13 protein-coding genes and 2 rRNA genes (1 of these 15 cut by a window edge) are annotated in these 18,155 nt (G+C 70.1%); 10 read left to right on the top strand and 5 right to left on the bottom strand.

Annotation, left to right across the window (positions count from 1 at the left end; genetic code table 11):
• Positions 1-2,585, top strand: a 23S ribosomal RNA gene (locus tag QIY60_RS02630) (it extends 540 nt beyond the left edge of the window).
• A 78-nt stretch (positions 2,586-2,663) separates the two neighbouring features.
• Positions 2,664-2,780 (top strand): 5S ribosomal RNA (gene rrf / locus QIY60_RS02625).
• Between the two features lie 96 nt (positions 2,781-2,876).
• Here the strand turns inward: rrf and QIY60_RS02620 are convergent.
• Positions 2,877-3,263 (bottom strand): VOC family protein, encoded by a 387-nt coding sequence (locus QIY60_RS02620; RefSeq protein WP_283140930.1) that lies wholly within the window; start codon positions 3,261-3,263, stop codon positions 2,877-2,879.
• Positions 3,264-3,334: 71 nt separating this feature from the next.
• Between QIY60_RS02620 and QIY60_RS02615 the strand changes: the two genes are divergently transcribed.
• The 3 genes from QIY60_RS02615 (at position 3,335) to QIY60_RS02605 (ending at position 6,244) form a co-directional block, all read left to right on the top strand.
• Entirely contained in the window at positions 3,335-3,994 is a 660-nt protein-coding gene (locus tag QIY60_RS02615; protein WP_283140929.1) for a nucleoside/nucleotide kinase family protein, read from the top strand.
• An 83-nt stretch (positions 3,995-4,077) separates the two neighbouring features.
• Positions 4,078-5,037: a hypothetical protein gene (locus tag QIY60_RS02610; protein ID WP_283140928.1), complete on the top strand. Its 960-nt coding sequence runs from the start codon at positions 4,078-4,080 to the stop codon at positions 5,035-5,037.
• Between the two features lie 76 nt (positions 5,038-5,113).
• On the top strand, positions 5,114-6,244 hold the full coding sequence (locus QIY60_RS02605) for an aminopeptidase P family protein (protein ID WP_283140927.1): 1,131 nt from the start codon (positions 5,114-5,116) through the stop codon (positions 6,242-6,244).
• A 24-nt stretch (positions 6,245-6,268) separates the two neighbouring features.
• Here the strand turns inward: QIY60_RS02605 and treZ are convergent, their stop codons facing one another.
• Entirely contained in the window at positions 6,269-8,020 is a 1,752-nt protein-coding gene (treZ, locus tag QIY60_RS02600; protein ID WP_283140926.1) for a malto-oligosyltrehalose trehalohydrolase, read from the bottom strand.
• A gap of 117 nt (positions 8,021-8,137) precedes the next feature.
• On the opposite strand from treZ, the gene QIY60_RS02595 reads away from it, so the two are divergent.
• A complete protein-coding gene (locus QIY60_RS02595; protein ID WP_283140925.1) occupies positions 8,138-9,487 on the top strand; it encodes a GH1 family beta-glucosidase in 1,350 nt (449 codons plus the stop codon).
• Positions 9,488-9,525: 38 nt separating this feature from the next.
• Here the strand turns inward: QIY60_RS02595 and QIY60_RS02590 are convergent, their stop codons facing one another.
• Entirely contained in the window at positions 9,526-10,488 is a 963-nt protein-coding gene (locus QIY60_RS02590; RefSeq protein ID WP_283140924.1) for a GNAT family N-acetyltransferase, read from the bottom strand.
• 162 nt (positions 10,489-10,650) lie between these two features.
• Here QIY60_RS02590 and QIY60_RS02585 point away from each other — a divergent pair, with 162 nt between their 5' ends.
• Together QIY60_RS02585 and QIY60_RS02580 are read left to right on the top strand one after the other, a co-directional pair.
• Positions 10,651-11,205 (top strand): DUF1707 and FHA domain-containing protein, encoded by a 555-nt coding sequence (locus QIY60_RS02585; protein ID WP_283140923.1) that lies wholly within the window; start codon positions 10,651-10,653, stop codon positions 11,203-11,205.
• A 91-nt stretch (positions 11,206-11,296) separates the two neighbouring features.
• Complete coding sequence (locus tag QIY60_RS02580; protein WP_283140922.1) at positions 11,297-11,785, top strand: GNAT family N-acetyltransferase; 489 nt, start codon at positions 11,297-11,299, stop codon at positions 11,783-11,785.
• A 22-nt stretch (positions 11,786-11,807) separates the two neighbouring features.
• Here QIY60_RS02580 and lpdA read toward each other — a convergent pair whose 3' ends face one another.
• Positions 11,808-13,202, bottom strand: coding sequence for a dihydrolipoyl dehydrogenase (lpdA, locus tag QIY60_RS02575; RefSeq protein ID WP_283140921.1), 1,395 nt, complete (start codon positions 13,200-13,202; stop codon positions 11,808-11,810).
• A gap of 208 nt (positions 13,203-13,410) precedes the next feature.
• On the opposite strand from lpdA, the gene QIY60_RS02570 reads away from it, so the two are divergent.
• The gene (locus QIY60_RS02570) at positions 13,411-14,343 is read left to right on the top strand and encodes a LysR family transcriptional regulator (RefSeq protein ID WP_283145798.1); all 933 of its coding nucleotides are present in this window, start codon (positions 13,411-13,413) and stop codon (positions 14,341-14,343) included.
• Positions 14,344-14,617: 274 nt separating this feature from the next.
• Positions 14,618-15,697 carry a cytochrome P450 gene (locus QIY60_RS02565; RefSeq protein WP_283140920.1) on the top strand — a complete coding sequence of 360 codons (1,080 nt, stop codon included), beginning with the start codon at positions 14,618-14,620 and terminating at the stop codon, positions 15,695-15,697.
• On the opposite strand, the gene treY is transcribed toward QIY60_RS02565, so the two are convergent.
• Positions 15,657-18,077 carry a malto-oligosyltrehalose synthase gene (gene treY / locus QIY60_RS02560; protein ID WP_283140919.1) on the bottom strand — a complete coding sequence of 807 codons (2,421 nt, stop codon included), beginning with the start codon at positions 18,075-18,077 and terminating at the stop codon, positions 15,657-15,659. The genes QIY60_RS02565 and treY overlap by 41 nt on opposite strands.
• Positions 18,078-18,155 lie beyond the last annotated feature (78 nt).

Raw genomic sequence — 18,155 nt, 5'->3', positions numbered from 1 at the left:
GATAGTACCGTGAGGGAATGGTGAAAAGTACCGCGGGAGCGGAGTGAAATAGTACCTGAAACCGTGTGCCTACAAGCCGTGGGAGCGTCGCGTTGAGTACTTGTACTCAACGTCGTGACTGCGTGCCTTTTGAAGAATGAGCCTGCGAGTTAGCGGTGTGTAGCGAGGTTAACCCGTGTGGGGAAGCCGTAGCGAAAGCGAGTCCGAACAGGGCGTTTGAGTTGCACGCTCTAGACCCGAAGCGGAGTGATCTAGCCATGGGCAGGTTGAAGCGGAGGTAAGACTTCGTGGAGGACCGAACCCACCAGGGTTGAAAACCTGGGGGATGACCTGTGGTTAGGGGTGAAAGGCCAATCAAACTCCGTGATAGCTGGTTCTCCCCGAAATGCATTTAGGTGCAGCGTCGTGTGTTTCTTGCCGGAGGTAGAGCACTGGATAGGCGATGGGCCCTACCGGGTTACTGACCTTAGCCAAACTCCGAATGCCGGTAAGTGAGAGCGCGGCAGTGAGACTGTGGGGGATAAGCTCCATGGTCGAGAGGGAAACAGCCCAGAGCATCGACTAAGGCCCCTAAGCGTACGCTAAGTGGGAAAGGATGTGGAGTCGCAGAGACAACCAGGAGGTTGGCTTAGAAGCAGCCACCCTTGAAAGAGTGCGTAATAGCTCACTGGTCAAGTGATTCCGCGCCGACAATGTAGCGGGGCTCAAGCGTACCGCCGAAGTCGTGTCATTCCAGCATGTACCCCCAACGGGGGCTGGGATGGGTAGGGGAGCGTCGTGTGCCGGGTGAAGCCGCAGCGGAAGCTAGTGGTGGACGGTTCACGAGTGAGAATGCAGGCATGAGTAGCGATACACACGTGAGAAACGTGTGCGCCGATTGACTAAGGGTTCCTGGGTCAAGCTGATCTGCCCAGGGTAAGTCGGGACCTAAGGCGAGGCCGACAGGCGTAGTCGATGGACAACCGGTTGATATTCCGGTACCCGCTTTGAAACGCCCAATATCGAATCCATTAATGCTAAGGCCGTGAAGCCGTTCCGGACCCTTCGGGGAAAGGAAAGTGGTGGAGCCGTCGACCCGAGGTGGTAGTAGGTAAGCGATGGGGTGACGCAGGAAGGTAGTCCAGCCCGGGCGGTGGTTGTCCCGGGGTAAGGGTGTAGGCCGTGTGGTAGGCAAATCCGTCACACGTTAAGGCTGAGACCTGATGCCGAGCCGATTGTGGTGAAGTGGATGATCCTATGCTGTCGAGAAAAGCCTCTAGCGAGTTTCATGGCGGCCCGTACCCTAAACCGACTCAGGTGGTCAGGTAGAGAATACCGAGGCGTTCGGGTGAACTATGGTTAAGGAACTCGGCAAAATGCCCCCGTAACTTCGGGAGAAGGGGGGCCATCACCGGTGATCGGATTTACTCCGTGAGCTGGGGGTGGCCGCAGAGACCAGCGAGAAGCGACTGTTTACTAAAAACACAGGTCCGTGCGAAGCCGTAAGGCGATGTATACGGACTGACGCCTGCCCGGTGCTGGAACGTTAAGGGGACCGGTTAGCTTGGATTCGTCCAGGCGAAGCTGAGAACTTAAGCGCCAGTAAACGGCGGTGGTAACTATAACCATCCTAAGGTAGCGAAATTCCTTGTCGGGTAAGTTCCGACCTGCACGAATGGCGTAACGACTTCTCGACTGTCTCAACCATAGGCCCGGTGAAATTGCACTACGAGTAAAGATGCTCGTTTCGCGCAGCAGGACGGAAAGACCCCGGGACCTTTACTACAGTTTGATATTGGTGTTCGGTTCGGCTTGTGTAGGATAGGTGGGAGACTGTGAACTCTGGACGCCAGTTCAGGGGGAGTCGTCGTTGAAATACCACTCTGGTCGTGCTGGATGTCTAACCTGGGTCCGTGATCCGGATCAGGGACAGTGTCTGATGGGTAGTTTAACTGGGGCGGTTGCCTCCTAAAGAGTAACGGAGGCGCCCAAAGGTTCCCTCAGCCTGGTTGGCAATCAGGTGTTGAGTGTAAGTGCACAAGGGAGCTTGACTGTGAGACCGACGGGTCGAGCAGGGACGAAAGTCGGGACTAGTGATCCGGCGGTGGCTTGTGGAAGCGCCGTCGCTCAACGGATAAAAGGTACCCCGGGGATAACAGGCTGATCTTCCCCAAGAGTCCATATCGACGGGATGGTTTGGCACCTCGATGTCGGCTCGTCGCATCCTGGGGCTGGAGTCGGTCCCAAGGGTTGGGCTGTTCGCCCATTAAAGCGGTACGCGAGCTGGGTTTAGAACGTCGTGAGACAGTTCGGTCCCTATCCGCTGTGCGCGTAGGAGTCTTGAGAAGGGCTGTCCCTAGTACGAGAGGACCGGGACGGACGAACCTCTGGTGTGCCAGTTGTCCTGCCAAGGGCATGGCTGGTTGGCTACGTTCGGAAAGGATAACCGCTGAAAGCATCTAAGCGGGAAGCCTGCTTCGAGATGAGGGCTCCCACCACCTTCGAGTGGGTAAGGCTCCCAGTAGACGACTGGGTTGATAGGCCAGATGTGGAAGCCTCGTAAGGGGTGGAGCTGACTGGTACTAATAGGCCGAGGGCTTGTCCTCAGTTGCTCGCGTCCACTGTGTTAGTTCTGAAATAACGAACGGCCGTGTTGTTGCCCGGTTTCGTTAATTTCATAGTGTTTCGGTGGTCATAGCGTTAGGGAAACGCCCGGTTACATTCCGAACCCGGAAGCTAAGCCTTTCAGCGCCGATGGTACTGCAGGGGGGACCCTGTGGGAGAGTAGGACACCGCCGAACAAATTTTGGGAAAAGCCCCGTACCGGTTACCGGTACGGGGCTTTTCTGCGTTCAGGCGCCAAATCCGGCACCGAATCAGCCGCCGAATGCCGACGCTCACGCGGGCTGGAGCAAATCCCAGCGGTTGCCGTAAAGGTCCTGGAAGACCGCCACCGATCCGTACACCTCGTGGCGCGGCTCCTCCAGGAAGCGGACGCCGGCCGCGGTCATCTGGGCGTGGTCGGCCGCGAAGTCCTCGGTGTACAGGAAGAAGCCGACCCGGCCGCCGGTCTGGGCGCCGACGCTCGCGCGCTCGGCCTCGTTCTTGGCGCGGGCCAGCAGCAGCGACGCTGTGCCGGTGCCGCGCGGGCGGACCACCACCCAGCGGGAGCCGTCCCCGCGGTCGGTGTCCTCGACCAGTTCGAAGCCGAGGGCGTCGGTGTAGAAGGTGATGGCCTCGTCGTAGTCGCGGACGACGAGTGTGATCAGGGCGATATGGGACATGGCACGAGGTTATACGTATGACCGTCGGGGCGCCAAGCCGCCACGAGACAGTGCCCGGCACAATGCCCGGCATGGAGATCGCTGCCGAGACCGCCGCGGAAACCGCTGCGCTGAATCGTCTCGTCGAGCGCGCCCGGCTGCTCGCCGTCCCCGGCCGTCGGCGCGTGCTCGGCATCGCCGGGGCGCCCGGCGCCGGGAAGTCCACGCTGGCCGGACGGCTGGTGGAGCGGCTCGGCGGGCAGGCCGTGCTCGTTCCGATGGACGGCTTCCACCTCGCCCAGGCCGAACTCGTCCGCCTCGGACGCGTCGACCGCAAGGGCGCCCCGGACACCTTCGACGCCGCCGGATACGCCGCGCTGCTCGCCCGGCTGCGGACGCCCGAGCCCGGCACCGTGGTGTACGCGCCGGCCTTCGACCGCTCGATCGAGGAGCCGGTCGCCGGGAGCATCCCGGTCGATCCGGCCGTCCCGCTCGTCGTCACCGAGGGGAACTACCTCCTGCACGACCAGGGCGGCTGGGCACCGGTCAGGTCGCTGCTCGACGAGGTCTGGTTCCTGGAGATCGACGGCGAGGAACGGGTGCGCAGGCTCGTCGAGCGGCACGTGCGGTACGGGAAGGCGCGCCCGTACGCCGAACGGTGGGTCAGGGAGTCCGACGAGGCCAACGCGCGCGTGGTGGCGGGTGGCCGGGACCGTGCGGATCTTGTCGTCAGTCGGATGGGCGCTGGGTAGGCTCGGCCTTCACCGGGCGTGGGAACGGCGTTGAGATCTACCGCGGGGCTACCGTGTGACCCGTGTGACGGAAGGCAGCTGACGTGGGGATATTCCGACGGGGGCCGAAGCGGGACCGGAGCGACGCGCCCCGGGACGCGGAGTTCGGCTATTTCTCGGGCGACGAGGGTTCGCGGTTCCGCGCCCAGGTGCGCGAGGCGTTCGCCGAGCAGGGCCTGGAGGTGACCGTCTACGCGGACTCCGTGAAGGACAGCAGTGATCGCCGGTTCGGCCTCGCGAACCTCGCGGCGGTCTGTCACAACGACCGTCGCGGACCCCGTGTGTGGCCGGAACTGATTCGTCGGCACGTCGGTATGGTGCTGCGCACCATGGACGGCCCCTCCGCCCTCGACACCCTGCCGCCCGAGCAGATCCGTGCCCAGCTCTACCCCCGGGTGATCAGCGAGGCGGGGCTCGACCCGCAGACCTTCAGCTACGCGCGCGGTATCGCACCGGGCCTCTACGAGATCCTCGCCCTGGACCTGCCGGAGAGCGTCATGATGCTCACCGACGAGGCGCTGGAACCCCTCGGCCGCCTGCCCGACCTGCGCGCCCAGGCCCTGCGCAACCTCAAACAGCTGCCCGTCGAGTCGCACGAGAGCGTCAAGGGCGAGGACGGCATGCGGTTCGAAGTGGTCGTCGGTGACTCGTTCTACACGGCCAGCCGGGTGCTCGCCCTGGACGCCCTGGTGCCGCGGCTCACCGGGCGCGAACTGACGCCGGACGGCGCCCTGGTCGCCATGCCGTTCCGGCACCAGCTCGCGTTCCACGTGATCCGCGACTCCGGCATGATCCCGGCGCTCAACGCCATGGCGTCGTTCGCCGCGTCCGGCTTCGAGGACACGCCCGGCGCGATCAGCCCGTTCGTCTACTGGTGGCGCGACGGAACGTTCACCCAGCTCAGCGACCGCGAGGACGAGGGCGACGGCCTGCGGATCGTCGTCGGCGACGACTTCCAGGAGCTGTTGGAACGGCTGGTGGGGGACAGCCAGGAAGGCGCCTGACCGGTGCCCGGGCAGCGGCCCTGTTTTTCCGCCGTCCCGATCGCGTGCCCGGTGGCGTACGGGCAGGATGGGGCCCATGCCTCTTACACCTGCTCCCGCGCCCTTCACCGCCGACGACTACCGGGCCAGGATGGCCCGCGCCGCCGAGTCCGCCGCCGACGCGGGACTTGCCGGCGTCCTCGTCGCACCCGGGCCCGACCTGGTCTATCTGACCGGCTATCAGCCGACCGCGATCACCGAGCGGCTGACGGTGCTGGTGCTGGCGGCCGGGCAGGAACCGGTCCTCGTCGTACCGAAGCTGGAGGCGCCGGACGCCGAGCGTGCCGCCGGGGCCTCGGCACTCACCTTGCGGGACTGGACCGACGGCACCGATCCGTACGGAGTGACCGCGCCCCTGCTGGACGTGGACGGCCGGTTCGGCGTGAGCGACAACGCCTGGGCGATGCATCTGCTCGGACTGCAGCAGAAGCTCCCCGGAACGTCCTACACGGCCCTCACAGAGGCGCTCCCGATGCTGCGGGCGGTCAAGGACGCGCACGAGCTGGCGCGGCTTGAGGCGGCCGGAGCGGCGGCGGACGAGGCGTACGGCGAGATCCTCAAGGTCCGGTTCGCCGGGCGCAAGGAGACGGACGTGGCCGCCGATCTGGCCGCGCTGCTCCTGGAGTTCGGCCATTCGCAGGTGGACTTCACGGTCGTCGGGTCCGGCCCCAACGGCGCCAACCCGCACCACGAGGCGGGCGAGAGGACCATCGAGCGCGGCGACATGGTCGTCCTCGACTTCGGCGGCCTCAAGCACGGCTACGGCTCGGACACCACCCGTACCGTCCACGTCGGCGAGCCGAGCGCCGAGGAGCAGCGCGTCCACGACGTCGTACGGGAGGCCCAGCGGGCCGGGTGCGCGGCCGTGAAGCCCGGAGCGGCCTGCCAGGACGTCGACCGGGCGGCGCGCGCGGTGATCGAAGAGGCGGGCTACGGCGAGTACTTCATCCACCGCACCGGCCACGGCATCGGCGTCACCACCCATGAGCCGCCCTACATGATCGAGGGCGAGGAGCAGCCGCTGGTGCCCGGCATGTGCTTCTCCGTGGAGCCGGGCATCTATCTGCCGGGCCGGTTCGGCGTACGGATCGAGGACATCGTGACGGTCACCGAGGACGGCGGGCGCAGCTTCAACAACACCGCGCGCGAGATGGCGCTCGTCGACTAGTCGACGAATCGGTGCCCCGGCCGGTCAGGTGCCGACCGGGCCGAGGACCGCGCACGACTCGGGCGGCAGCCGGAACTCGCCGTCCGCGTGGGGCGGTTGCACCGGCTCCCAGGCGGCCAGCACCCGGCAGTTGTTGCGGCCCAGGGGGATCACCGCGGGCTCCTTGCCGAGGTTGACGACGGTCCTGATGTCGCCGCGCCGGAAGGTGAGCCAGCGCGCCTCCTCGTCGTGGACGACCTTGACCGCGGCGATGTCCGGGTCGGTGAGGTCGGGGCGGGTGCGGCGCAGCGCGATCAGTTCTCGGTACCAGGCGAGCACGCGCGCGTGGGGCTCCTTTCCCGGCTCGTCCCAGTCCAGACAGGAGCGCGCCCGGGTGGCGGGGTCCTGCGGGTCGGGGATGTCCTCCTCGGCCCAGCCGTGCGCCGCGAACTCCCGCCGCCTGCCCGTCCGTACGGCCTCGGCGAGCGCGGGATCGGGGTGGTCGGTGAAGTACTGCCAGGGCGTGCGGGCGCCCCACTCCTCGCCCATGAAGAGCATCGGCGTGTACGGCCCTGTCAGCACCAGCGCGGCGGCGCAGGCGGTCAGGCCGGGGGAGAGCGTCGCGGAGAGCCGGTCTCCCAGCGCCCTGTTGCCGATCTGGTCGTGGGTCTGGGCGTAGCCCAGGAAGCGGTGTGCGGGGGTCCTCGTGCGGTCGACACGCCGTCCGTGGGTGCGGCCGCGGAAGCTCGAATAGGTGCCGTCGTGGAAGAAGACCCGGGTGAGGGTCTTGGCCAGGGCGGCGAGCGGGGCGCGCGCGAAGTCGGCGTAGTAGCCCTGGGACTCGCCGGTCAGCGCGGTGTGCAGGGCGTGGTGGAAGTCGTCGTTCCACTGGGCGTGCAGCCCGAGGCCGTTCTGCGCGCGCGGGGCGGTGGTGCGCGGGTCGCACCGGTCGGACTCGGCGACCAGGAAGAGCGGGCGGCCCAGCTGCACGGAGAGCACGTCGACGGCGGTGGAGAGCTCTTCGAGGAACGGCAACGCGCGCGTGTCGGACAGCGCGTGCACGGCGTCCAGGCGCAGCCCGTCGAGCCGGTAGTCGCGCAGCCAGGCGAGCGCGCTCTCCAGGAAGTACGCGCGCACCTCGTCCGACCCCGGGGCGTCCAGGTTGACGGCGGCGCCCCACGGCGTGTGGTGGGTGTCGGTGAAGTACGGGCCGAAGGCGGGGAGGTGGTTGCCGGAGGGGCCGAGGTGGTTGTGGACGACGTCGAGGACGACTCCGAGGCCGTGGGCGTGCGCCGCGTCGACAAATCGTTTCAGCCCTTCGGGGCCGCCGTACGGCTCGTGCACCGCCCACGGCGCCACGCCGTCGTACCCCCAGCCGTGCCGCCCCGGGAACGGGCACACCGGCATCAGCTCGACATGCGTCACCCCCAGTTCCGCCAAATGGGCGAGGCGGGCGGCCGCGGCGTCGAAGGTGCCCTCGTCCGTGTAGGTGCCGATGTGCAGCTCGTAGAGGACCGCGCCGGACAGCCTGCGGCCCTCCCAGGGGTGCTGCCAGGGGAAGCCGTCGTGGTCGACGACGGCGCTGAGGCCGTCGGGCCCGTCCGGCTGGCGGCGCGAGCGCGGGTCCGGCAGCGGGCGGCCGCCGTCCACGACGTACCCGTAGCGGTCGCCGTCCCGGGCCCCGGCCTCGGTGAGCCACCATCCGGTCCGCACCGGGTGCGGCTCCATGTCGTGGGTCGTGCCCTCCAGCTGGAGGGCGACCCGGTCCGCCTGCGGCGCCCACACCTCGAACAACATTCTTGATACCTCCCGTTGCCCGCGTACCGTCAAACCGCGCAAGCGGGCATCCATCCTCCGCGGAAGGCGGGATCAAGGTCTGGAGGTTGTGGTTACTCACCATTAAGGTCCCGATCCATGACCCTGCCGCCGTTCCCGCACGGCTTCCTCTGGGGAGCCTCCGCCTCAGCCTTCCAGACCGAGGGGGCCGCCGCAGCCGAGGGCAAGGGGCCCTCCGGCTGGGACGCCTTCGCCGCCGAGCCGGGCCGCATCAAGGACGGCGCCGACGCCGCCCGGGGCACCGGCTTCCACGAGCGCTACCGCGAGGACGTCGCCCTGCTCGCCGGGCTCGGCGCGGGAGCCTTCCGCTTCTCCGTCAGCTGGCCGCGCGTCGTGCCGGGTGGCAGCGGCCCGGTCAACGCGGCGGGGCTCGACTTCTACGACCGGCTCGTCGACGAGCTGTGCGCCCACGGCATCACCCCGGCGCCGACCCTCTACCACTGGGACACGCCGCTGGAGCTGGAGGAGGCGGGCGGCTGGCTCCGGCGCGACACCGCCCACCGGTTCGCCGACTACGCGCGCGTAGTGGCCGAACGGCTCGCCGACCGCGTCCCCATGTGGATCACTGTCAACGAGCCGGCCGAGGTGACGCTGCTCGGCTACGCGCTCGGCGAGCACGCCCCCGGCAAGAAGCTCCTCTTCGATGCCCTTCCGGCCGCCCACCACCAGCTCCTCGCCCACGGCCTGGCCGTCGGGGCGCTGCGCGCGGCGGGCGCCCGGAACATCGGCCTCGCGGTCTCGCACACCCCCGTGTGGCCCGCGAGCGAGAGCGAGGAGGACCGTTTCGGCGCGGACCTCTACGACACCATCAGCAACTGGCTGTTCGCGGACCCCATCCTCACCGGCCGCTACCCCGACGAGAACTTCGCCGCCCTGATGCCGGGCCCGGTCGCGGACGACCTCGCCGTCATCTCGGCCCCGCTCGACTGGTACGGGGTGAACTACTACAACCCCACGCGCGTGGGCGCGCCCGCACCCGAGGCCGTCGAGTCCTTCGCCGGGTTCGAGATGCCCGCCGAACTGCCCTTCGGGATCAGGGAGATCGAGGGGTACGAGACCACCGCCTTCGGCTGGCCGGTCGTCCCGGACGGCCTGCGCGAGATGCTCGTCCAACTGAAGGCGCGCTACGGCGACCGGCTGCCGCCGGTGTACATCACCGAGAACGGCTGCTCCTACGACGGCATCGAGGACGCCGACCGCATCCGCTACCTGGACGGGCACCTGCGCGCCCTGCACCGCGCCATGGCCGAGGGCGTGGACGTACGCGGCTACTTCGTGTGGTCGCTCACCGACAACATCGAGTGGATCGAGGGCGCCGCGCAGCGCTTCGGTCTGGTCCACGTCGACTACCCGACGCTGCGGCGCACCCCGAAGGACTCCTACCGGTGGTACCGGGACGTGATCCGGGCCCAGCGCGCCGTCGACTGAGCCCGGAGAGACGTTTCGGCTGAGTCCGGATCGACGGCTCAGCTGTCGCTCGGCCAGACCATGTTGATCGCGCGCTCGAAGGTCACGTACCCCGCGCGCGCGAAGGCGTTGGCCATCGGCACGTTGGCGAGGTCCGTCGCGGCGCGGATGCGCGGGACGTCCTGCGCGGCCAGGATGCGGGTGCCCTCGGCCAGGATGTCGTCGATGTAGCCGTGGCCGCGGTGGGCGGGCAGCACGCCGATGTACGCGATGATCGGGTGGTAGTTGTTGCGGGCCGGGATGACGAACCCCACCGGGCCGCCGCCGTCCGGGAGTTCGGCGATCCGCCACCACTCGCGGGGCGACTTGAAGGTGTCGAACTCCTCCTCGTACATCAGCTCCGCCGACGCGCGCGGCGTCATCGTCAGCATCTCCGTACGGCTGTGCTCGTCGAGCGTGCCCTCAAGGACCAGCGTCATCAGCGAGAGCAGTTCCTCGCGGTCGGTCGCCGGGCGGAACACGAGCCGCGTGGACGGGGCGGGGACCGGCGTCCCCGGACGCCACTCCAGGCGCAGCCGCTCGACCAGGAGCTGCGCACCGGTCTCGGCCAGGATGTTCATCCGGGTGTCGACGACCTCGCGCGCGTGGGGGTCCTCGCGCCAGTCGCCCGGCGTGTAGCGGCCGTACTCGGGGCGCGGGGCGCCGGCCGGGATCACCGCGGCCGTCGCGGTCTCCAGGAGCTTCAGTCCGACGGCGTGGCGCTCGGCCGGCGGCAGCGAGTCGTCCACGTCGAAGAAGTCCAGGGTGAACGGGACTTCGTGGTCCGGCGGCGTCCACCAGGACAGGCGGGCCAGCACCCGGTCCCCGCGCAGCGCCACCCACATCCATGAGGGCAGACGTCGGCCGGTGGCCAGATCGTCCTCGACCTCGTGGTCGAGTACGTACGAGAGCTGCTGGAAGAGCCCGAGCTCCTCGGGCCCGGCGAGCGGACGGAAGGTGATGTCCGACGCGGATGTCGTCAAGGGGTTCCCCTCATGGGCCGTAACGGTCGCCAGACCCTAGCAATGGGGCGCGGCGGCCCGGCAAGGGGTTTTCCGTGCAGGTCAGGGGGATGGGGCGGGGGAACAGGGGCAAAGTGCGGCCCTGCTGGACACGCCGAGGCCGTCGGACCGACAATCTCTGTTGTGACGTCGTCCTTCCCGTTCTCCACGTATCCCGCTCCCGCCCGGCTGTCGGACGACGAGCGCGACCGTGTGCTCGACGTGCTCAGAGAGGGCGCCGCGCAGGGAAAGCTGTCGCACGACACGTTCCTGCGCCGGATGGAACTGGCCCTGTCCGCACGCCGGTCCGACGAGCTGGCCGCGCTCACCGCCGACCTGGACACCCAGAGCCGCTGGTCGCGGGCGCTGTACGGAGCGGTGAGCCGGGTGTCCGGGTTCAGCGTGGCGATGCGCCGGGCGTGGCAGTCCGAGCGGCTGCCCAAGCTGCTGTTCCCCGTGCCGGGCCCGTACCCGCTGCGGATCGGCCGCGATCCGCACAACGGGCTGCGGCTCAGCCACGAGACGGTCTCCCGGGTGCACGCCGAGCTGACCCACCAGTCCGGTGTCTGGGTGCTGCGCGACCTCGGCTCCACGAACGGCACGAGCGTCAACGGGCGCCGGGTGACCGGGGCGGTGGTGGTCAACGACGGCGACCAGGTGAGCTTCGGGCGGATGAGCTTCCGGCTCGCGACGCACTGACTCAGTGCTTGCTGCCCTTGCTCGCACCGCGCTGAGCTGGGTGAACGCCCCCGCCGGGGCCGTTGTCAGTGGTGCCCCTCATCATGGCGGTATGAACGAGGACCAGCAGCCCCGTGTGCGGCACGCCCGCCCCTGCGACCTGCCGCGCCTGGCCGAACTCGCCGCGGAGCACGCGGTGTACGAGAAGGCCGCGCCGCCCGCACCCGATCTCGCGGAGCGGCTCGGAGCCCTGCTCTTCGGCCGGGACAGGCCCCGGGTGCGCTGTTTCGTCGCCGAGATACCGGACGGCGAGGTCGTCGGGTACGCGAGCTGCGCACCCGAGTTCTCCACCTGGCAGGCGCGTGAGTACCTGCACATGGACTGCCTCTTCCTGCGCGACGGCCACCGGGGCCTGGGCTTGGGCGCCCTGCTGGTCGACGCGGTGGCTGCCGAGGCCCGGGAGCTCGGGATGGACCAGGTGCAGTGGCAGACGCCGGTGTGGAACGAAGGGGCGCGCCGGTTCTACGACCGCATAGGCGCGATCGGAAGCGAGAAACTGCGCTACTCGCTTCCGATCGACCGGGACCGCATCTCCGGGTAGCTCCGCGTACCACCGTCCACCGTCACTGCTGGTGGAGGCCGCGTCCCGCGAGGGTCAGGAACGTCTCGCCGACCGCTTCCGACAGGGTCGGGTGGGCGTGGATGTGGTGGGCCACATCGGACGGCTCGGCGTCCCAGCCGACGATCAGCTGGGACTCGGCGATCATCTCGGAGACGTGGGGCCCCACGAGATGGACGCCGAGGACCTGCCCGTCGCGCTCGGCGACGACCTTCACCACACCGCCCTGGCCGTGCACCATCCCCTTGGCGACGGCCGTCAGGGGCATCGAGTTGACGACGACGTCGTGCCCGCGGTTACGGGCGTCCGCCTCGGTCAGACCCACCGAGGCGGTCTGCGGAGAGGAGTACGTGACACGGGGCACCGCCGCGTAGTCGACCGGCGGTGACGTCAGACCGGCGAGCGTCTCGGCCACCAGCAGGCCCTCGGCGAACGAGGCGTGGGCCAGACCGAGGGAAGGAGGGGGCAGCAGATCACCGACGACATGGATGCCGGGAACGGCGGTTTCGAGCCGGGCCCAGTCGGCAGGGGCCACGAACCCGCGCTCGTCCGTGGCCAGTCCGGCCGCGGCCAGGTCGAGCCCGTCGGTCACCGGGGCCCGGCCCACGGCGACCAGCAGCCGCTCGGCCTCGACGGTACGGGTCTCGCCGCGCGCGGTGCGCACGGTCGCTCGTACGCCGTTCTCCAGGATCTCCGCGCTCAGGAAGCGGGCGCCCGTCTGGACGTCGATGCCCCGCTTCTTCAGGCCGCGGGTCAAGTGGCGGCTCACATCGGTGTCTTCGAGCGGCACGAGCCGGTCGGCGGCCTCGACCAGGGTGACGTCGGCGCCCATCGAGCGGTGGAAGGAGGCGTATTCGACACCGATCGCGCCGCCGCCCAGGACCAGGACGGACTGCGGGAGGCCAGGGGCGAAGAGCGCGTCGTCGCTGGTGACCACGCGTCGCCCGTCGGCCTCCAGACCGGGCAGCATCCGGGGGCGTGAGCCCGTGGCGAGGACGATGCCGCGCCGGGCGGTGAACTCGCCGTGCCCCTCCACGCGTACGGTCCGGGGCCCGGTCAGCCGTGCGCTGCCCCGGACGACCTCGACCCGGGCGTGGGAGAGGTGGCCCTCCACGCCCTTGTGGTTGCGGGAGACGATGTCGTCGCGGGTGGCGACCAGGGCGGGCCAGTCCACCGAGTCGAGCGTGGCCTTCACGCCCCACCGCTCGCGGGCCTCGGCGATGCCGTCGACCAGCTCGGCGGCGTGCAGCATCGCCTTGCTCGGGATGCAGCCGCGGTGCAGGCAGGTGCCGCCGACCTTGTCGCGCTCGGCGAGGACGACCGTCAGACCGAGGGCGGCGGCGCGCAGCGCGGTGGAGTAGCCACCGGTGCCACCGCCGATCACGATCACATCGGGCACTCGGTTCACATCTGACGTGTGGTTCACAGGGGTTATGGCGGTTACGGCGTTCTCGGTCATGGGCCCAGCCTCCGTCCGGACCGTGCCATGAGTCCAAGGCAATGTTCTTGTGGGGGCGATGCACAATGCTTATGGCGGAACGCTCAAGGCAGAAGGTTCAAGGCAGAGCGCTTACGGGAGAAGTGGGGGCGGAGTGAGTCTTCGTCAGATGGAGTACTTCGTCGCGGTCGTCGAGGAGTCCTCGTTCACGCGCGCGGCCGAGCTGCTGCACGTCACCCAGCCCGCGCTCTCTCACCAGATCAAGGCGCTGGAGAAGTCCGTCGGTGGTGATCTGCTCGAACGGCTGCCGCGCGGGGTGCGGCTCACCCCCATGGGCCGCGCCTTCCTGCCCCACGCACAGCTCGCCGTGCGCAGCGCCGCACGGGCCCAGCGGGCCGCTCGCGCCTCGGCCGGGGCGCAGGGCGGCGAACTGCACATCGCGGCCGTGCACTCGGTGGCCGTCGGCGTGCTCCCCGACGTCTTCGCCCGCTGGCGCCGCGACCACCCGGGCGTCGGCCTCGTCCTGCACGAGTACGCCTCCACCGAGGCACTGGAGGAGGAGCTCGAACGCGGCACGGCCGACCTCGCCGTGGGCCCTCGGCCGCGCCGCTGGGACGGGCCGGTGGTCGAGGTCGGGGACGAGGAGATCGCCCTCATCGTCCCCTTCGACGACCCGCTCGCCGGGCGGTCGAGCGTACGGCTGGAAGAGCTGGCGGACCACAACTGGGTGCGGTGCGCGATGGAGCCGGTGGTCGACGGGGTGCCGTTCCTCGACCTGGTCTGCGGCCGCGCGGGCTTCACACCCCGCACCGCCCTGCGCACCGAGCACACCTCCACGGCGGTGCGGATGGCCGCGGCCGGGGTCGGCGTCGTCGCCGCCCCGTCGCACGTGGTCCGGGGCGGGATCGGCGAGGACTGTGTGGTGCTGCCCGTCGACCCGCCGTGGAAGCGGGCTCTCGCGGTCTTCTCCCGCGTGGAGCTGACCGGTGCGGCGGCCGCCTTCGCCGAGCTGCTGCGCAGGTCCGCGCCGTACGGGGGCAAGGGCGTGTCACCCGTACGGCCGAACGCCGATCGCGACTGCGAGGTGCCGGTGGTCCGCTGAGAACAACCGCGCCCGCCCGGGCGCCGACCGGGGAGGACACCTCATGCAGGTCGACCCGGGCGGGCCCCTACCGACTGCGCCGCTTCCGGCCGCGCCGGTGGGCCGGGCCGCCGGGACCGGGACCGCGGCGGCTGGGGCCGCCGCGGCTGCGCCGGTGGGCCCCGGACCCGACGCGGTTGGGCCGGTGGATCTGGCGCGCGAGACGGCCGGTTCGTCGGGTCTCGTGTCCCGCGCGGCTGCGCCGGTGGGCTCAGGGCCGGACATGGTTGGGCCGGTGGACCCGGCATGCGAGACGGCCGGTTCGTCGGGTCTCGTGTCCCGCTCGGCTGCCCCGGTGGCCCCCGGGCCCGACGCGTTTGCCCCGGCGGGCTCTGCATCCCTCACAGCCGCGCCCGCGCCCGTGCTCGGCGTGCCCGCCGCCCCCTCCCTCCTCGGTCCCGAAGCGGTGAGCGACCGGTACGGCTTCTATCGCACCCTGCGCGAGTCGTACCCCCTCGTGTGGGACGACCGGCTCGGGGCGTGGCTGGTCAGCCGGTACGGGGATGTCGCCGCCGCGCTGGGCGACCCGGGGCTCGTCCGGCCCCGGCGCGGGCCGTGCTGCTGGCCCGGTGAGGTGTGGTGCGAAGGGCCCCGCCGCGAGGTGGACGCCGAGGCGTTCGGGGTGCTGCGGGAGGTGTCCGAGCGGACCGCCTTCGTGCTCGCGCGGCGGCTGGCCCAGCGCGAAGTGGCCGATCTGGCGGAGGAGTTCTGCCACTGGCTGCCCCTGGGGACCGCCGCCACCGCACTGGGGCTGTCGTACGCGGAGCTGGTACGCGGCAGCCGGGCCGGGGGTCGGCGCGCGGGCCCGGCCGCGTCCCTGGCCGTCCTCTGCGCCGATCGTTCCGCCCTGATCGGCAAGGCGCTCTCCTCCCTTCTCGCCAACCTCCTCGATCGTCCGGTTGAGTGGGCTGCGGTGCGGGCCGCGCCGGGCGCCCTTGCTGCCGCGTGGTGCGAGTCCCTGCGGCGGAACCCGCCCGTCCATGTCGTGCTGAGGCGGGCGCGCGTGGACACCCGCATAGCCGACGGCACGGTCCCGGCGGGCGCCGCGGTCGCCCTGCTGATCGGGGCCGCGAGCCGGGACCCCGATCGGTTCGCCGCCCCGGACCGGTTCGACCCCTGCCGGACCGCTCCGGCCCAGCTCGCTTTCGGGCCCCCGGACTGCCCGGCCGCGCGCGTGGCCGAACTCCAGGCGGAGTGTGCGGTGCGGGCCCTGTGCGAGGCCATGCCGAAGCTCCGGTGGGCCGAGGGCTTCCGGCCCACCGAGACCGGGCTGCTCACCCGGGCCCCGCGGACCCTTCTCGTACGACCCGCCTGAGCAGCGCGACCGGACGGTCGGCGAACAGAGTGCGCAGCTTCACCGCCCCCCTGAACCCCCGGCCGGAGTGGTGGGACTGCCCGGAGCGGTCGGTGCTCAGGACGTCGGCCCACGCTCCCTCGGGCAGCGCCAGCTCCGTCGGGCCCCAGCCGCCCGACTCGGCCAGCCGCAGGGAGAGCCGGGTCACCGCTGTCACCACCTCGCCGGAACGGGAGAACGCGAGGCAGTGATCGGCGGCCGGCCCGGTGGCGATCAGCGGCTCGTATGTACTCAACTCCCCGAACACCTCCGGAAGTTCCCGCCTCAGCCGAAGAGCTGCCACGGATACGTGCCACTTTTCATCCGGAGGCGCTTCCAGACCGGTCTCCGGGAAGTCCACCGGGTGCCGGTTGTCCGGGTCGACCAGTGTCAGGCACTCCGACTCCGTGCCCTGGTACACATCCGGCACGCCCGGCATCGTCAGATGCACCAGCGCGGCACCCAGTACGTTCGCGCGCGTGGCCGACGCCAGGACCCGGGAGAACTCCGCGATCTCCGCCGTGAGCGCCCCGGCGGGGACCGACGCGGCGAAGTCGGTGAGCGCGCGCTCGTACACCGGATCCTGTTCGGTCCAGCTCGTACGCAGCCCCGCCTCGCGCGCGGCCTTGAGCAGGGTGCCGCCCAGCCGCTCCTCGGTGAGGCCGGTGCCGCCGAGGCCGACCGCCGTCTGCCAGGTCGTCCAGGCCAGGTGTGGATCGGGCGCGGGCAGCCCGGAGAGGCGGTCGAGCAGGGCCCTCCACGGCCCGGGGCACTCGGACAGCACGGCGATCCGTGCCCGTACGTCCGCACTGCGCTTGGTGTCGTGCGTGGAGAGCACGGTCCCGGTCGTCGGCCAGTCGCGGGCGATCCGGGTGCAGAAGGAGTGGAACTCCTCGGGGGACACGGATGGTTGCCCGGGGTCGCCGCCCACCTCGTTGGCGGACAGCAGGGCTACATATCGATAAAACGCTGTGTCTTCCAGGGACTTGGCGCGCAGCGCCGATGACGTCTGTGCGAAGCGGGCCTGGAAGGCGCGGAGTTCGAGGTCCTCGCCGTCGCATTCGCTGTCGCCGTCGGCCGCCGTCCCGTACCGTCCGAGCACAAGATCCCGTGCGGTGTCGACCGCCTCCGCCTCCTCCGGTACCGCGAAGGCCTCCCGCGCCCCGCGTGCCATCTCCGGAGTCAGCACCTCCTGCGCGCCGGTCCCGTACGGGCGGTACACCGGCATCCGGACCAGCAGTTCGCACAGGGCGAGCCGCAGTGCCCACGGGGCGTGGTCCCGCAGCCGCGGGGTGCGGGCGCACAGCCGTGCCGCCGCGCGCGTCAGGCGGTCCACTTCGGCGGCCAGGTCATGCGTGACCACCTCGTACGCGGCACGGCGGGCGGTCGGCTCCCAGTGCCCGCCCCGGTCGCCGTCCTGGCCTGTGAACTCCCGGTAGTGGCCCAGAAGTTCCCGATGACCGACCGGATCGGTGAAGAGGCCGTCGATCCGACGGAGCGCGTCGTAGCCGGTCGTCCCCGCGACCGTCCACCCGGACGGCAGCGGCTCGGTGCGGGCGAGGATCTTCTCCACCACCGTCCAGGCGCCTCCGGTCGCCGTGCTCAGGCGCCGCAGATACGTTTCGGGATCGGCAAGCCCGTCCGGGTGGTCCACCCGCAGCCCGTCCACCACCCCGTCCCGGACCAGCTCCAGCACCTTGGCGTGGGTGGCGGCGAAGACGTCCTCGCCCTCCACCCGGACGCCGATGAGCTCCGAAATGGTGAAGAAGCGGCGGTAGTTGAGCTCGGTGCGGGCGAGGCGCCACCAGCCGATCCGGTACCACTGGGCGTCGAGCAGCTCGGGCAGCGGCAGCCCCTCCGTACCGGCGCGCAAGGGGAACTCGTGCGCCTCTCCGTACGCCAGTACCCCCTCTTCCCTGTCCACCGTCAGCCGGTCCAGCTCGCCCCCGAGCGGCCCGGCGAGGACCGGCAGCAGCACCTTGCCGCCGCCCGCCGCCCAGTCGATGTCGAACCACGCGGCGTACGGCGAGTCGGGACCCTCGCGCAGCACCTCCCACAGCTGCCGGTTGTGGCGCGGCGCCGCCGCCATGTGGTTTGGGACGATGTCGAGCACCAGGCCGAGCCCGGCCGCCCGTGCGGTGCGGGCGAGCCGCCGCAGCCCGTTCTCGCCGCCGAGCTCTTCGCGTACGCGCGCGTGGTCGACGACGTCATAGCCGTGCGTCGACCCCGGCACGGACTCCAGGACCGGCGACAGATGCAGGTGCGACACCCCGAGCGAGGCCAGATACGGCACGGCGCGCTCGGCGGCACGGAAGGGGAAGTCCGGCTGGAGCTGCAGCCGGTAGGTCGCAGTGGGTGTCATGCGAACGTACGTACCCCGCAACGCGGCTTCTGTGCCTTCGGCCCATGCGTCCGCACCCGTCTGCCGCGTTAGCTTCGC

The organism is Streptomyces sp. BPTC-684, from assembly GCF_030028635.1.
GTDB classification, from domain to species: domain Bacteria; phylum Actinomycetota; class Actinomycetes; order Streptomycetales; family Streptomycetaceae; genus Streptomyces; species Streptomyces noboritoensis.
Note: the sequence above shows the minus strand (reverse complement) of the source record. Positions and strands in the feature narration are given on the sequence as shown.

What these genes read in the sequence shown, in the direction of transcription:
- QIY60_RS02620 (WP_283140930.1), bottom strand. Translation starts at nt 3,263, where the DNA reads ATGTCCCATATCGCCCTGATCACACTCGTCGTCCGCGACTACGACGAG.
- QIY60_RS02615 (WP_283140929.1), top strand. Translation starts at nt 3,335, where the DNA reads ATGGAGATCGCTGCCGAGACCGCCGCGGAAACCGCTGCGCTGAATCGT.
- QIY60_RS02605 (WP_283140927.1), top strand. Translation starts at nt 5,114, where the DNA reads ATGCCTCTTACACCTGCTCCCGCGCCCTTCACCGCCGACGACTACCGG.
- treZ (WP_283140926.1), bottom strand. Translation starts at nt 8,020, where the DNA reads ATGTTGTTCGAGGTGTGGGCGCCGCAGGCGGACCGGGTCGCCCTCCAG.
- QIY60_RS02595 (WP_283140925.1), top strand. Translation starts at nt 8,138, where the DNA reads ATGACCCTGCCGCCGTTCCCGCACGGCTTCCTCTGGGGAGCCTCCGCC.
- QIY60_RS02580 (WP_283140922.1), top strand. Translation starts at nt 11,297, where the DNA reads ATGAACGAGGACCAGCAGCCCCGTGTGCGGCACGCCCGCCCCTGCGAC.
- QIY60_RS02570 (WP_283145798.1), top strand. Translation starts at nt 13,411, where the DNA reads ATGGAGTACTTCGTCGCGGTCGTCGAGGAGTCCTCGTTCACGCGCGCG.
- treY (WP_283140919.1), bottom strand. Translation starts at nt 18,077, where the DNA reads ATGACACCCACTGCGACCTACCGGCTGCAGCTCCAGCCGGACTTCCCC.